Annotated in this window: 14 protein-coding genes; all 14 read right to left on the reverse strand. The window is 58.7% G+C overall.

The window, feature by feature from the left end:
• Nucleotides 1-87: 87 nt before the first annotated feature.
• Nucleotides 88-675 carry a Maf family protein gene (locus G5229_RS07350; protein WP_421208883.1) on the reverse strand — a complete coding sequence of 196 codons (588 nt, stop codon included), beginning with the start codon at nt 673-675 and terminating at the stop codon, nt 88-90.
• Between the two features lie 2 nt (nt 676-677).
• Nucleotides 678-1,163 (reverse strand): rod shape-determining protein MreD, encoded by a 486-nt coding sequence (gene mreD, locus G5229_RS07355; RefSeq protein WP_270905491.1) that lies wholly within the window; start codon nt 1,161-1,163, stop codon nt 678-680.
• Complete coding sequence (gene mreC / locus G5229_RS07360; RefSeq protein ID WP_005342907.1) at nt 1,163-2,056, reverse strand: rod shape-determining protein MreC; 894 nt, start codon at nt 2,054-2,056, stop codon at nt 1,163-1,165. The genes mreD and mreC overlap by 1 nt, the downstream gene beginning before the upstream one ends.
• Before the next feature lie 42 nt (nt 2,057-2,098).
• Nucleotides 2,099-3,139, reverse strand: coding sequence for a rod shape-determining protein (locus G5229_RS07365; protein WP_005340051.1), 1,041 nt, complete (start codon nt 3,137-3,139; stop codon nt 2,099-2,101).
• A gap of 204 nt (nt 3,140-3,343) precedes the next feature.
• Entirely contained in the window at nt 3,344-7,000 is a 3,657-nt protein-coding gene (locus G5229_RS07370; protein WP_421208884.1) for a DUF6701 domain-containing protein, read from the reverse strand.
• Entirely contained in the window at nt 6,997-7,422 is a 426-nt protein-coding gene (locus G5229_RS07375; protein WP_144716014.1) for an MSHA biogenesis protein MshP, read from the reverse strand. The genes G5229_RS07370 and G5229_RS07375 overlap by 4 nt, the downstream gene beginning before the upstream one ends.
• A gap of 37 nt (nt 7,423-7,459) precedes the next feature.
• A complete protein-coding gene (locus tag G5229_RS07380; protein WP_421208885.1) occupies nt 7,460-8,389 on the reverse strand; it encodes a PilW family protein in 930 nt (309 codons plus the stop codon).
• On the reverse strand, nt 8,389-8,949 hold the full coding sequence (locus tag G5229_RS07385) for a prepilin-type N-terminal cleavage/methylation domain-containing protein (protein WP_106844145.1): 561 nt from the start codon (nt 8,947-8,949) through the stop codon (nt 8,389-8,391). The genes G5229_RS07380 and G5229_RS07385 overlap by 1 nt, the downstream gene beginning before the upstream one ends.
• Entirely contained in the window at nt 8,936-9,424 is a 489-nt protein-coding gene (locus G5229_RS07390; RefSeq protein ID WP_128834795.1) for a type II secretion system protein, read from the reverse strand. The genes G5229_RS07385 and G5229_RS07390 overlap by 14 nt, the downstream gene beginning before the upstream one ends.
• A 58-nt stretch (nt 9,425-9,482) precedes the next feature.
• Complete coding sequence (locus G5229_RS07395) at nt 9,483-9,914, reverse strand: prepilin-type N-terminal cleavage/methylation domain-containing protein (RefSeq protein ID WP_319920144.1); 432 nt, start codon at nt 9,912-9,914, stop codon at nt 9,483-9,485.
• A gap of 14 nt (nt 9,915-9,928) precedes the next feature.
• Entirely contained in the window at nt 9,929-10,600 is a 672-nt protein-coding gene (locus tag G5229_RS07400) for a prepilin-type N-terminal cleavage/methylation domain-containing protein (RefSeq protein ID WP_106844142.1), read from the reverse strand.
• Between the two features lie 77 nt (nt 10,601-10,677).
• On the reverse strand, nt 10,678-11,139 hold the full coding sequence (locus G5229_RS07405; protein WP_421208886.1) for a hypothetical protein: 462 nt from the start codon (nt 11,137-11,139) through the stop codon (nt 10,678-10,680).
• A 145-nt stretch (nt 11,140-11,284) separates the two neighbouring features.
• Nucleotides 11,285-12,505, reverse strand: coding sequence for a type II secretion system F family protein (locus G5229_RS07410; protein ID WP_111900319.1), 1,221 nt, complete (start codon nt 12,503-12,505; stop codon nt 11,285-11,287).
• A 3-nt stretch (nt 12,506-12,508) separates the two neighbouring features.
• Entirely contained in the window at nt 12,509-14,218 is a 1,710-nt protein-coding gene (mshE, locus tag G5229_RS07415) for an MSHA fimbrial ATPase MshE (RefSeq protein WP_421208887.1), read from the reverse strand.

Consider the following 14,218-nt stretch of genomic DNA (forward strand, 5'->3'; position numbering starts at 1 on the left):
TTGCCTGTTCCAGTTTTGAATTCTTATACAGCCAATCCGGTACAACGCGCGCAAGGAAGAACGCAGCAGAGCACAGCTGACGGAAAATTACTTGTGTTGTTCCAGATGCTGCTTGATCAATAGATCCGTCTCCAGCAGCGGCAGGCCGACCACGGCGCTGTAGCTCCCTTCGATACGGCTGACAAACTTGCCGGCAATACCCTGAATGCCGTAGGCCCCGGCCTTGTCACAGGGCTCGCCGGTTTGCCAGTAAGCCTCGATCTCGGCCTCGTCCAGCTTGCGAAACGCCACGTTGGTGGTGACCAGTCGCACGTCACAACGCTCGGGGCTGGCCAGCGCCACCGCGGTCATCACCTGATGCACCTTGCCGGAGAGCACCTCCAGCATATCCTTGGCATCGAGCAGATCGGACGGTTTTTCCAGCACCCTATCCCCCAGCACCACTATGGTGTCGGCCCCCAGCACCGGCAACGCTGTCGGCGCACACGCCACACCCGCCATCGCCTTGTCGCGAGCGAGACGACAGACATAATCTTGCGGCTTCTCCCCCTCTTCCCGTTGCTCCGGTACATCCAGTTTCAGCACATCAAAACGATAGCCAAGCTGGGTCAGCAGTTCGCGACGACGGGGAGAACCCGAGGCGAGATAGAGTTGCAGTTCGTTGTTTTTGCTCATATTTACCTGATATTGAAGCGGCGCCGCACCTTGCGCAGCACCAGAAATACCCAGGGCCATATTAGCATCGTCGTCAACATCGACCAAAAGTAGGCGAAGTTGAGGCTGGCCCGGCTGAACAGGTGCTCGGCCCAGAACACCGTCAGCTTGCCCACCAGCGACAGCCCACCGATGATCAGGGCCTGTTGCCAGAGGGAAAAGTTGCGGATCTTCTGGAACTGGAAGGCGGCCAGATAGGTAGTGATGGCCATCGCCATCGCCCGCACGCCGAGGGTGCTGCCAAGCAGCACATCCAGCAGCAGGCCGGCCACCCAGGCGGTGCCGACATTGGCCCGGTGCGGCAAGGCCAGTGCCCAGTAAATGAGCACCATGGCCAGCCAGTCCGGACGGAAGGGGTCAAATTCGAAAGGAAGCGGCAGGATCGACAGGCTCAAGGCCAGCAGGATCGAGATCCAGATCCAGATCCTGCCGCTGGCGGGTTCTAGCATCAGCGAGTGGCTCCAGCGGCGGAGGCAGCCGTTGCCACCCGTTCGCCATTCTCATCATCATGTACTTCGGGTTTCTTGTCGGTCCACAGCAGCAGCAGATAACGCAGCCGATCCAGCTCTACCAGCGGCTTGGCCTCGACCTGGGCGAAGGGCTTGCCCTCCACATATTCGGATCGGGTCACGGTCGCCACCGGATAACCTTCCGGGAAACGGCCACCCAGACCCGAGGTGACGAGCAGATCCCCCACCTGAATATCGGTGTTGCGCGGCAGGTTGCGCAGCTCCAGCTTGTCGAGCTCGCCACTGCCGGAGGCGATGGCGCGCAAGTCGTTGCGCAGCACCCGCACCGGAATACCGTGGCTGGAGTCGGTGATCAGCAGCACGCGACTGGTGGTGGAGCCCACGTGGAGCACCTGACCAATCACCCCCTGATCGTTGATCACCGCCTGACCGTTATAGACGCCATCCAGCGCCCCCTTGTTGATCAGCACCTGATGGCTGAAGGGGTCGGAATCCACCGACAGCAGCTCAGCCACCATCTTGCGGGACTCTTTGTGCACCGGTGAACCCAGCAGCTCGCGCAGACGCTGGTTCTCGTGCTCCAGATGATCCATCTTGAGCAGGCGAGAGCGCAGGGTAAACAGCTGTTGCTCCTGCTGCTTGGTCTGCTCGATGAGATCGGCACGGGTCTGCACCTGGGTCGACATGGTGTCGAGCAGGGTACCGGGCGCATTGGCCATGTATTGCAGGGGACTGACTAACGAACTGAGGTAGACGCGGACATGGGTAAACACACCGAAGCGGGAATCCGCGACGATGGCAGCGATGGAGATGATGACGGCGAGAAACAACCGTAACTGAAGCGAAGGGCCTCTACCAAAAATGGGTTTCATGGGTCGTCAAAAAAGAGCCGGCACGCTGGCCGGCTTTGGGTCTTATTCGTAGTGGAACAGATCGCCACCGTGCATATCGATCAGCTCCAGCGCCTTGCCGCCGCCACGGGCCACACAGGTGAGGGGATCTTCGGCCACGACGACAGGAATGCCGGTCTCTTCCATCAGCAGACGGTCGATATCTTTCAGCAGCGCACCACCACCGGTTAGCACCATGCCGCGCTCGGAGATGTCGGATGCCAGTTCCGGCGGAGACTGTTCCAGCGCAACCATCACGGCAGCCACGATACCGGACAGCGGCTCTTGCAGCGCTTCCAGGATCTCGTTGGAGTTGAGGGTAAAGCTGCGCGGCACACCTTCAGCCAGGTTGCGACCACGTACTTCAATCTCGCGCACCTCTTCGCCCGGGTAGGCGGAGCCGATCTCGTGCTTGATGCGCTCGGCAGTAGCTTCACCGATCAGGCTGCCGTAGTTGCGACGGACGTAGCTGATGATCGCTTCGTCAAACTTGTCGCCACCGATACGGACAGACTGGGAGTAGACCACACCGTTCAGGGAGATGATGGCCACTTCAGTGGTACCACCACCGATATCCACGACCATGGAACCGGTCGCTTCGGAGACCGGCAGGCCGGCACCGATGGCAGCGGCCATAGGCTCGTCGATCAGGTAGACCTCACGGGCACCGGCACCCAGTGCGGATTCCTTGATGGCGCGACGCTCAACCTGGGTTGAACCGCACGGTACACACACCAGCACGCGCGGGCTGGGGCGGAAATAGTTGTTGTCGTGAACCTGCTTGATGAAGTGCTGCAGCATCTTCTCGGTCACGTAGAAATCGGCGATCACGCCATCTTTCATCGGGCGGATTGCGGAAATGTTGCCCGGGGTTCGGCCCAGCATCTGCTTAGCGGCATGACCGACAGCAGCGACCGATTTGGCGTTCCCGCGCTCTTGGCGAATGGCGACAACTGAGGGTTCGTTAAGGACGATCCCTTGATCTTTTACATAGATCAGGGTGTTGGCAGTTCCCAAATCGATCGACAGATCGTTGGAAAAGACGCCTCTGAGCTTTTTGAACATGGCTACGGGAAATCCTAAGAATTTGGAGGTGCAGAAAACCGGCTAACTTTACCAATGCCCACCCCAATGGGCAAGCGCTCAAACTGTCGCCAATCAATCAGGCGCGACAAAAATGCGAGTCATCACTCACTCGCACACGCTTGCAAACACTAATAAACAAGGATTTAGGGGGATGCTGTTGAGCCATTCCTCCTTTCACATCATTCAGTGCAATACTTCGCGCCGATAAATAATTCTGTCATTACCCCGGCTGGAGCCGAAAATGGCCTCACCTTGCAGGTTGCCGTCATTGGCACTCGTTGGGTCAGACAACCAGAGGGGCTGCGACGGCTGTTTTGCCAATTCGACCTTGTAGGGGATGCGCACCGAGATGTCCGGCTTGGCAAAGTGGAACAGGATCTCCCCGTCTTTCGCCAGTGCAGCCTCCCCACCCGGTGCCGAACTGCCCAACCCCAGCTTTATCTTGCGACCCGCCCCCAGCTCCAGGTCACGGCTGGCCCCATCAAAGGTGTGACTCGGGTTGAGGAAAGTGAACCCCTGATTGGCCAAAGAGAGCTGGGTACATTGATCTTCCTTGTTTTGCAGCCAGTTGCCCGCTTCGTAATATTGCGTCTGCAGTGGAATGGCCAGCGGCGCCGAGGCCAAGCCCGCCGCCGTGCCAGCCTGCAGGCGGCCAAAATAGGCTTTCATAGGCACACTGTCTATCTGACGGGCATTACAGCCGCTGCCACTGCAGTTACCTACCACGGCATCATTGAAATTCGGGCTGGCAATCAGCGTTCTGTCACCATCGTTATCCCTCATATACAGACCAAACAACAAAGAGTTGTAGGGACCATCCGGTTGCGTGCCAGAGAGGCGCACAAACTCGCTGCTACCAGTAGTCAAGGCCGCACGGCCATTGAGCCATGGTAGCGGCTGCAGACTGCGCAAGCGGCTCGACAGGGATTTCCCATCCTTATCATTGGCAACCGAGAGATAGGCTTCGCCCTTGGCAAAGGGCCCTGTATAGTTTCGGGTCTGTACACCCGTCGTATTACGAGCTAGCACATCCAGCATGACACCAAAGGGTTGCCCCATATAGGAGAACGCATTGCAAGCCGGCACTATGTCGCCGCTCACCAGATTGAAGTCGGCAGGAATAAAACGCCCCACCGGCTGGCTCTGGGCTGATGGGATGGTGTAATTGAAGTAGCCATTGACTGGCGGCGTCACCGTCATCCGGAACACTCCCACCTCGCTCACAGTCTGGCTAAGGCTATTGACACTGTTGGTCGCTGCCACATGGTTGTAAGTAGAAGTACCCAATACGGCATTGGAGCCCGGGCTTGGTGCCACCAAGGTGCTACCCAAGCCAATGCCACTCAGCACAAAGTTGGGCGTAGTCTGATTTCCTGCGCAGATATCCCCATCATTAGCCGACTCCCAGGCCATCGCCTTGATATCTACCTGAAACGTCTCCCCCGCTTTTTTGAATACCGGGCAACTGCTGTCACCTGCCGCGCAGGCCCCTTGCGGAGGGGTAATGCACAAGCCCACCGGACGCGCTACAAACTGATCTGCGCCGAGCATCACCAGACCGGCTTCACTGCCGGTACCATCATAACGGGCATCCAGTTGCACCTTGCCCGCGTCCGGGTACTTAACCGTTATGGTCGACTGCCCCTGAGCATCGAATGCGAGGGAGAGCGGCGTTGCAGCGCCCTGACTGGCACCAATCGTACTGCTGTTGACGCTCATCTGGCTGTTATAGGGGTTACTGGTGGGGGTGATATAGCTACCCCAGAACTTGACGCTCTTGCTCTGGTTGGCAAACCCCGGCACGCACTGCCTGGTCACGTCGCTCTTCTTGACCGCCTTGATGGTCACCGTCTGCGGCTGGTTCGAGTAAGTGTCGGGCACGTCGAAGATAAATCCGCTGTCGGCAAAGGTGAGCGTACAGGCAGCCGCACTCTTGGCGCCACCGCCAACCCGGCACAGGGTGGTACTCAACGGTTTGGTCGAGGGCGTCGAGCCGCTGACCCCGACGGTCACCGTACCGGCGGTATTCTGTCGCAGCGCCAGCGTGGTGGTTCCTCCGCTGAAGCTCACTTGATTGCCTCCCACCCAACCACCGCTGCTACTCGTTGCGGGTTGCAGGGTGGCAGTCACGGGTTCGGTCACCAACAGGCTGCAGTCGGCATTGGCACAGGCCCGAATGGTCAGGGTTTCAGGGTTGCAGGTCAGCGCATTGCCGCTGTGATCGAATTCGAAATGATCGATCTGGGTGCCCACTGGACTGGAACGCAGCGCACAGATCCGCACGTTATCGATCTCGTGGAAGTTGGTCACCGACCCGGTGGACCCAGTCAATGACAGCAGGAAGTTGCCCGGTACTGTCGCTTGGCCGGTCTGGCTCGTCATGTTGATTGGACCAACGAGCGTACGAAACCCGTCACCGCTATCCCGTTCGACGGTGGCCACCGAGTTGCCCGCCGTGCGAGAGTCGACCGTAATGCGATAGCGGTGGGGGCGATTGCTGTTGGTACCGCTGTCGACGGTCGGGTTGAGATTGCTGGCGGTTCCGGCCAGGTAGCGGTAACCGGAGGTACCGGAGCCGGATCCGCGAATAGATACGGCCTGCGGTCGGGAGCCGATATTATAAGACCCCCCCTCATTGGCGTAGTTGCCGTATTCGTCGATCCCGACACCAAGCCAGCCGCCCGCAAAACCACTGATCCCGGTCTTGAAACCGTATCCCAGGGGGCCACCAAACGCACCTGGTTGTGGCGTCAGGGTGGCATCCGAGAGCACCACCGCCATGCCATCCGCCCCGCTTGTGCCGGAAGTCTTGTAGGCGTATTGATCGAACTCGACCGTCACCAGGTTACCAGCCCCGGGGAAGAGGCGCTGGAAAGTGGCCGACGTGGCCTGGTTGGTGACGTTCTGGGTGAGACGCAGGCGACCATTCTGCACCGATGGCAATGTGCTGTTGTTGCGCTGAGCCACGACCCAACTGTCGGGGTTGATCTGGCTGCTTTCGAAACCGTCGACAAAACAGGTCAGCATCGGCGGAAGTACCACTTCATTGATGCTGGACTGGGCATCCATGGCCAGATAGCGGGCCGTCACCCTGCCATAGACGGTGGCATTATTGTTCATGGTGAGCTTCCCATCGGCATAGAGATAACCATAAAACGTGGTGCGGTTGTCGATCACCATGTCGTTATAGTTAACCCAGATGAGACTGCCCTGATTATTGGCATTGATATTGACCGTATTGACCAGCTTGACATCCTGATTGACGAAAATCCGGGTGGTGCCACTGCCTGAGAGACGGATGGTACCGCTGTCCAGAATCAGCTTGTCGATGAAGTAATCCCCCTCCCCCAGCACCAGGATCGCGTTGTTGCGCACTGTCAGCGTCTTGATCAGGTAGGTGCTGCGGCTGGGGAACGTCATAGTGCAGTTTTCTACCGTCATCGCACCATAAGAGGTACTGGAAGCCGTTTGCGCACCGAACGAACAGAGCTGGGTCGAATTGGAGGTGATGGCGGGAAAAGCATTATTCCCGCTCAGGGACAGCCCGCGGATATCTTTGCCAGTAACGCTACAAACCATGTAGCCGCCAGTACCATCATCGCAGCGCGGCGTATTGTTCTGATCCGGCTGGATGGAGCAGAAGTTGAGAGGCAAACCGCCGGAACCGTTGATCTTGGCGTTGTTGAGTTGGCTAAGCTGGTAGCCGCTAATCTGATGGCAAACGTTATTGTTGTTGCCATGATGCCCTTGCACCACATCCGGAAAGAGCGTGCCTGTGTCGATAGGGTCGAAGGCCCAGACATGGCCAGTAAAGAGGGCAAGCGCCCATAGCCATTTCATTGTCCGCCTCCGTCATACGCTTCAAGCATCAGAGTTCTGCTCACGGCAAAATCGGGACTCGCACTATCCAGTTCAGAGGAACCACAGGTTCCGACACTCTCGAGACGATAGCCATTAGTCACGGCACCGTTATAGGTCACCGGAATCTGAGTGCAACGCACAGCAACTTGGCACTGCACCAGACCGGTAACGCCGGTGAACGAGGGGGTCGGGCTGATCCAGTCACAACGATCCTGGGGAGATGGCGCAGCAGGCCGGTTCGGAAAAAGCTGATACAGAGCAATCTCCAGCCCGCTCTGGGCGGCCAGCAGAGCACGCACACTGCGTACCTCCACGGTATTTTTCTCGCTACTGTCGACCAGAAAACGGCCCATGGCGGCCGCCAGCAGCGCCATCACCACGATCACAAACAGGGCGATCATCAGGGCGCTACCACGCATCCGTCCTGCCGGGAGTGCATCACGGGACATTGAACACCTCGATCTTGTGGCTAAAGGTGACCGACTCCCCCTTGCGTTCGAACAAGAACCGCATGCCAAACTCCCCTTCCGCGTTGAATGCCGATGTTTCCCGATAGAAACCGCCAGCGCGGAGCGACTCTGCCATCAGCACGCCTTGCGCAGGTAAAGGAGCACCGATTGCGGCACTGGCACGAGTGAGGGTGCCCCCATCAACGCAATAACGTACCTGTTGATTGGCAAAGTAGACACGGCTACCGGGAGAGAGGCCAGCCAGACTCTCGCTATTGGTATAGCGGATCGTTTGTGCGCCGGAGACGGGCGCCAGCACATCAGCAACCCTGGCCACACAGCGGCCATATTCACAATTGCTCAGCAGCGACCCTGCACTTGGGTCAGGTACCGGGAAAACGATCATCCAGTCACCTTTGCCGACGGCTAACGGATCTGCACTCGACGGGCTGGCAGCAGAAGCCGGAGTCGCCATCACCAGCTCAAGGGTAGCCGTGCTCCCCGACATGGCACGGTTAAGTGCCAGATAGCGGCTGGAGGTGCTGATAGGCCAGAACCGCAGGCAAGCCCCCGAGTCAACCCAGGTACCATCAAGCGTCTCGATCCGCACCGATCCTGGCACCGCATCGCGCAGTTCGCGGTTAAGCCGCTCCATGGCGAAACGGGCATCGCTCATCAACTGTTCACGACTGCTGGCATCACCATAGATCTGGCTGCCGATGCCGATAAACTGGCTGGTAAATGTCGCCATGATGCCCAGCAGCAGGATCACCATCACCAGCTCGACCAGGGTAAAGCCACTGTTACCCCCAGGTTTACGGTAAGTTCGACTAGCCGCCAGACATAATCGGAAGCCGGAAGTGGTTACAGGAGCGGACTTTCGGACAGGCAGGCAACACCCGACAGCGGAACGATTCATCAGTAGTTCCCCCGGTAGAAGGAGAAGTCGAGTACGCTCTCATCCGGCAGCTTGATCTGCAGATCAATCCGCTTGCCCACAGAACAGGGTGCGGTACAACTCTTGAAGGTGCCATCGCTAAAATCGACGGCGCTGACCGCAATCCTGACCTGATAGTTGCGATACTCCTCGCCGCTGATCCCCGCCGCCGTCTGGGTAAACCAGCTGGCATCCCGCCAGTTTCCCGCAGTATCGAAGTCATCCACATCGTTATAGGCGTAGGGAGCCGGCTCACCATCGGGGCCATAACTGCCGGAGCAGGGAGCTATGTTCACCCCCGCCACCTGCTCGCCACAACGATAACGGCCACCATTATGATCCGAATGTTCATCAAACGACTTTTGCAGGATCTCGCCGGAGAGGCGCTGGGCCAGCTGGGCGGCGCGTACCTGCTGCACCGGGTCTACCGCCTGCGGCGCCTGATTGATGAGTAACCCCAATATGCCGGTCAAGGCCACCGCCAGCAGCACTATGCCAACGATCAGCTCAATCAGGGTAAAGCCGCGCTTAAGGGATCTCATGGATATACCCCTCAGACTCAATCTGGATGCGGCTGGTTTCGCGACCATCACTCACCAGCAAGGTACAACCGTTGGCACAGCTGCCTAGCGGTCTGCCCATCTGATCGAAGCGGAGTACGAAGCTTCTGTTGCTGTTCAGGGAAAGCGTGATTCCGTCAGAGGCGGTCACCAGCCGACCACGGGTGCGCAGGTTATCGGTCCAACCACTGCCCAGATCATCGCTGGCGGGACACGCCGCATAAGTACGGTGGGCAAAACGGGGAGAGGCGACCACCAGCAGGGTACAGCGGTTGGCAGGCTCATGCATATTGACGGTCTGTACCAACCGTAGACGGGTCAGCAGTTCATCACGCACAGTTTGAGTTTCAACGCCGCCTTTGCCCAGCCATTTGGGCACGACAAAGGCGGCGAGAATCCCGAGTAACAGGATCACCACAACCAGTTCAATCAGGGTAAAGCCCTTGGTTGCAGGCATGGTTTTTCTCATAGGGGGAAAGAAGAAAGCGAGGCCAAAGCCTCGCTTGATAATTCAATCAGTTGCTACAACCTGTCACATCAACACTGAATGCAGCGGCTGAAGTGGCCTCATTGTATTTAACTTGGCAATTAGCGTTATTGCCAGCCGCCTTGGGCTTGAAGGTCCCTTTGGATGCAGATACTTCATCCCACCCATCTAAAGTAACGGCGTTTGCAATGGTACCTACTGTCGGATAGCCATACTTGGCATCGACGGTAGTGCCAGCAACAGAGACTGCCGCAGAAGAGTTTTCAATACCTTGGATAGCCGCCTTACTGTAAATCATCTGAGCCGCACTCTGTAGTGATGCTTTGACCCCATCAGCAGCTGCTTTACGCGCATCATCCTGCAGATTCAGGAACTTGGGTGCAGCGGTGACCGCCAGAATACCCAGAATAATGATCACGATAACCAGTTCGATCAGGGTAAAACCCGCCTGTTTTTTCATTTCACTTTCCTCTGTCAATTGATGTTGGTAGTCACCTGACCGGACGCCGGACGGTAACTGAAACTCATGAATGCATCAGTACTGCCTTGCGGATCCTGATACTTGCCATCGCTGCCCTTACTCAAACTATTGACCAGATAGTAACGACAGACCGAATCCAGTCCATTACTGCTCACAGTGGCATAGTATTTCAGGTCATTGCCGCTACCGCGTACTTCATTGAAGTTGGCCGTAGCCTTGGGCGGGTTTTGCAGCAACCCCTCCCAAATCTTGAGACAACGCTCTGCGCTCAGATTGGCCGGATCCACATCCGGATTGCCGCTGGCCGCAGTATCCATGGGATAGCCGGGAGACAACTCGCCGTTGCTGATCTGGGCATCGGTCGGCGTGGTCAGATAGAAGCGGCTGCCGTCATAGAGCACGGTATTGAGGCTATCCTGTTTGGCGCGCCCTTCCGCTTCCCACTGGGCCCGCACTAGCGACACTCCTGTTGCAAAACCACCCGAGACGCCCTCGACGCTGGCCTTTTTCGCCTCGTCGGTTACATCCAGAAAACGGGGCAACGCTGTTACCGCCAGGATCCCCAGGATCACGATAACGATCACCAGCTCAATCAGGGAGAAGCCGGCGGTCACTCTTGTCATCCCGTTATTTGGCATTGATGGTGCCATTGGTTTCATTTTCATGCTCCCTTGGTAATGGCCGATATTATTTCATGCAGACCTAAAAAAATCATGTAGTTGGGTCATATGATTAGCCTCATTCAAGGCTTTTTAATCACTCGCCCGTCGGAAAACAGATAAACCAGCCAATAACCATCCCACCCCATCTCGCACCCGCTGCCATCGGGGCGGGCCAGAAACTGCAAGGGTGGCATGCCCCCCTCCGTCTCTCCCACCAACGCCAGCCACAACTGACGACAATTTTCTGATGGTGATTGCAGGGGCAACAGTCCGAGTGGCCAGCCACGCTCATCAAATTGCCAACCATGACCCGCGCTATGCAGGGTGTCGGGGCGCCGTTCATTCAGCCAGATCCCGTGCAAACGCTGTGCCCGCTCCGCAAATTGCTCCCCCAGCAGGGTGAGCGAAAGCTGTTGCGCCTCCTCCCGGTTGATCTGATAGCTGCGCACCAGGGTCGTGACGATCACCATCAGCAGGATTATCACGGCGATCTGCCGATATCCGGCCAGCCAGCGATCATCCTGTTGTGTCTGTCTGTTCATCCACTCCTCGACTCCCTCGCCCTATTGCCTCTTACGACGCTCATCATGCCCAGCCACTCAGGTGTGAAGATGCCGAGTTACTTGCTACGAACCACTCACATCCCGCTCGCATCATGTCCCACCATTCTGGCGTGAAGATACGGGGTTACTTGCCTCTTACGGCCCTCATCATGTCCCACATCGGTGTGAAGATGCCCAGCGCCAGGATCAGCACCATCACCGCCACGATCCCGATCAGGATCGGCTCGATCCGTGCAGTGAGACTCTTGAGGTCATAATCCACCTCGCGCTCGTAATACTCGGCCGCTTCGTGCAGCAGGTCATCGACCTGACCAGTCTCCTCCCCCACGGCGATCATCTGCATCACCAGCGGGGTGAACAGGCCGCTGCTGCTGGCGGTGCGAAGCAGGCTCTCGCCCCGCTCGATACCGGCGCGCATATCCCGTACCCGCCCCGCCATCCAGGCGTTATCCACCGCATCGGCCACCAGGGTCAGCGCCGTGTTCAGCGGCACCCCGGCTTTGAGCATCATGGAAAAACTGCGAGCAAAACGGGCCAGCAGGGAGCGCTCTATGATGGTGCCGACGATCGGCAACTTGAGCTGCCAACGGTGCCAGGTCAGCTTGCCCTTGGTGGTGGCAACCCAGCGGCGCCAACCGAACACCATCCCCGCCAGAATAGCGAGCAGCAGCCACCAGTAGTTGACAAAAAAGTGCGAGGTTGCGAGCAGAATGCGGGTCGCCAGCGGCAACTCCACCCCGAATTTGGCGAACATGCCGGCAAACACCGGGATCACCATGATATTGAGGATCACCATGGCGATACCGATGGCGATCATCACGAAGCTGGGGTAGCGCATCGCGGTCTTGATCCGCTTGCGAGTCTCCAGCTCCAGCTCGAAATAGTTGGCGAGCTGCAAAAAGGACTCTTCCAGCTGACCGGTGTTCTCACCCACATGGATGATGGCGACGAACAGGCTGCTGAATACCTTGGGGTGCGCCTGCATCGAGCTGGAGAGCGGGCGACCGTTGCCAAGATCTTCCCCCAGCGAGTGAAGCGCCCGCTTGAGCGGCTTGCTGTGGGTACTCTCCTCCAACCCGGCGATGGCACGCAGGATCGGGATCCCGGCCCGGGTCAGGGCATACATCTGGCGGCTGAAGATCACCAGCTCATCCAGCTTGACGCCCCCTTCCAGCAACAGTGACCAGTCGATGGCGGCGGACTTGGCCTTGCCCGGTTTGAGCTCGGTGGGCATCACGCCGCGGCGCATCAGCTGCTCGGCGGCCGCCATCTCGTTGGCCGCTTCGACCACGCCACTGGTCGCGTTGCCCTGGCTGTCACGCCCCTTGTAGGCAAAGTTAGCCATCGCTTACCCCAGATCCTCGGCCAGTCGCAGCACCTCATCCACCGAGGTGATCCCCTGACGGGCATAATCGAGGGCAGTGAGGGCCAACGGCCGGTAGTGTTCGTGTTGACGGGCCGCCTTGGCGAACCCTTCCGCATCGTTGCGGCGCAGGGCATCCATCATCGGCTGATCCAGCTCCAGCAGCTCGTAGACCCCGATCCGGCCGGAATAACCGGTAAAGTTGCAGCTCTGGCAACCCCGGCCCTTGTGATAGGTATGCTGGCCAGGCGCCTCGCCGGAGAGCACGGTAAGCCAGGTGGCCTGCCCTTCGTCCAGCGCCTTCTCCTCGACGCAGTGCTCACATACCCGCCGCACCAGCCGCTGGGCGACCACAGCCCGCAGGGCACTCGCCACCAGATAGCCGGGCGCCCCCATGTCGATCAGACGCAGGGCACTGGTCACCGCATCGTTGGTGTGCAGGGTGGTCAGCACCAGGTGACCGGTGATGGCGCCACGCAGACCGATCTCCACCGTCTCGTTGTCCCGCATCTCACCCACCAGCAGGATGTCCGGGTCCTGGCGCAGGGTGGAACGCAGCACATGGGAAAAGGTGAGACCGATCTTGGGATTGACCTGCACCTGGCTGATACGGGGCAGACGATACTCCACCGGATCTTCGACCGTGATGATCTTGTTGCTGGACTGATTGAGCTCGGAGAGCGCGCCATAGAGGGTGGTAGTCTTGCCGCTCCCGGTCGGGCCGGTCACCAGGATCATGCCGTGCGGGCGTTTGAGCTGACGGCGGAAACGGGTCAGGATCTCCGGCGGCATGCCGGTCTCGGTCAGTGACAGAATGCCGGAGGATTGATCCAGCAGACGCATCACCACCGACTCGCCATATTGCACCGGCATGGTGGACATCCGCACATCGACATCGCGGCCGCGCACCTTCATGTTGAAACGGCCATCCTGCGGCAGCCGCTTCTCGGAGATATCGAGCCCGGCCACCAGCTTGAGGCGCAGCACCAGCGCCTGGGCGATGCGTACCTCGTTGAGGATATTCTCGTGGAGGATGCCGTCGATCCGCTGGCGAATGCGCAGCACCTTCTCGTCCGGCTCGATGTGGATATCCGACGCGCCCACCTGTACCGCATCCTCGAACAGGGAACGCAGCAACTTGGCTACCGTCGCCTCCCCCTCGTCACTGGCCCCCAGATTACCTGAACCCAACTCGAAGCCGGAGTCCTGATACTCCTCCTGCAGCTGTTCGGCGAAGCTCTCAATCTCGCGGGTACGGCGATAGAGGCGGTCAAAATAGTCCAGCAACTGCCCTTCCCGCGCGACCGCCAGCACCATCTCCCGCGGGCTCAGCAGGGCGGCGATGGCATCCAGCGCACTCAAGTCCGCCGGATCCGACATCGCCACCGTCACCTTGTTGTCGGTGAGGTTGACTGCCAGCGCCCGATAACGGCGCGCCTGCACTTCGGGCAGCAACGGCACCGCGGCGGCGTCAATGGTGAGGTTATTGAGATCGAAGAAGGGCACATCCAGCTGGCGAGCGAGGAACTGCAGCAGCTGTACCTCGCTGATAAAGCCGAGGTCAATCAGAGTGGTACCCAGTTTGCGTCCGGTCTGACGCTGCTGCTGCAGGGCAAGCTGCAACTGATCATCAGAGATGATCTGCTCCTGAACCAGCAGGTCGCCGAGGCGCATTTTCAGTCTGGGTTGTGCCAT

It is taken from the genome of Aeromonas sp. 602396, assembly GCF_049173735.1.
GTDB classification, from domain to species: domain Bacteria; phylum Pseudomonadota; class Gammaproteobacteria; order Enterobacterales; family Aeromonadaceae; genus Aeromonas; species Aeromonas veronii_A.

What these genes read in the sequence shown, in the direction of transcription:
- G5229_RS07350 (WP_421208883.1), bottom strand. Translation starts at nt 675, where the DNA reads ATGAGCAAAAACAACGAACTGCAACTCTATCTCGCCTCGGGTTCTCCC.
- mreD (WP_270905491.1), bottom strand. Translation starts at nt 1,163, where the DNA reads ATGCTAGAACCCGCCAGCGGCAGGATCTGGATCTGGATCTCGATCCTG.
- mreC (WP_005342907.1), bottom strand. Translation starts at nt 2,056, where the DNA reads ATGAAACCCATTTTTGGTAGAGGCCCTTCGCTTCAGTTACGGTTGTTT.
- G5229_RS07365 (WP_005340051.1), bottom strand. Translation starts at nt 3,139, where the DNA reads ATGTTCAAAAAGCTCAGAGGCGTCTTTTCCAACGATCTGTCGATCGAT.
- G5229_RS07370 (WP_421208884.1), bottom strand. Translation starts at nt 7,000, where the DNA reads ATGAAATGGCTATGGGCGCTTGCCCTCTTTACTGGCCATGTCTGGGCC.
- G5229_RS07375 (WP_144716014.1), bottom strand. Translation starts at nt 7,422, where the DNA reads ATGATCGCCCTGTTTGTGATCGTGGTGATGGCGCTGCTGGCGGCCGCC.
- G5229_RS07380 (WP_421208885.1), bottom strand. Translation starts at nt 8,389, where the DNA reads ATGAATCGTTCCGCTGTCGGGTGTTGCCTGCCTGTCCGAAAGTCCGCT.
- G5229_RS07385 (WP_106844145.1), bottom strand. Translation starts at nt 8,949, where the DNA reads ATGAGATCCCTTAAGCGCGGCTTTACCCTGATTGAGCTGATCGTTGGC.
- G5229_RS07390 (WP_128834795.1), bottom strand. Translation starts at nt 9,424, where the DNA reads ATGCCTGCAACCAAGGGCTTTACCCTGATTGAACTGGTTGTGGTGATC.
- G5229_RS07395 (WP_319920144.1), bottom strand. Translation starts at nt 9,914, where the DNA reads ATGAAAAAACAGGCGGGTTTTACCCTGATCGAACTGGTTATCGTGATC.
- G5229_RS07400 (WP_106844142.1), bottom strand. Translation starts at nt 10,600, where the DNA reads ATGAAAATGAAACCAATGGCACCATCAATGCCAAATAACGGGATGACA.
- G5229_RS07405 (WP_421208886.1), bottom strand. Translation starts at nt 11,139, where the DNA reads ATGAACAGACAGACACAACAGGATGATCGCTGGCTGGCCGGATATCGG.
- G5229_RS07410 (WP_111900319.1), bottom strand. Translation starts at nt 12,505, where the DNA reads ATGGCTAACTTTGCCTACAAGGGGCGTGACAGCCAGGGCAACGCGACC.
- mshE (WP_421208887.1), bottom strand. Translation starts at nt 14,218, where the DNA reads ATGGCACAACCCAGACTGAAAATGCGCCTCGGCGACCTGCTGGTTCAG.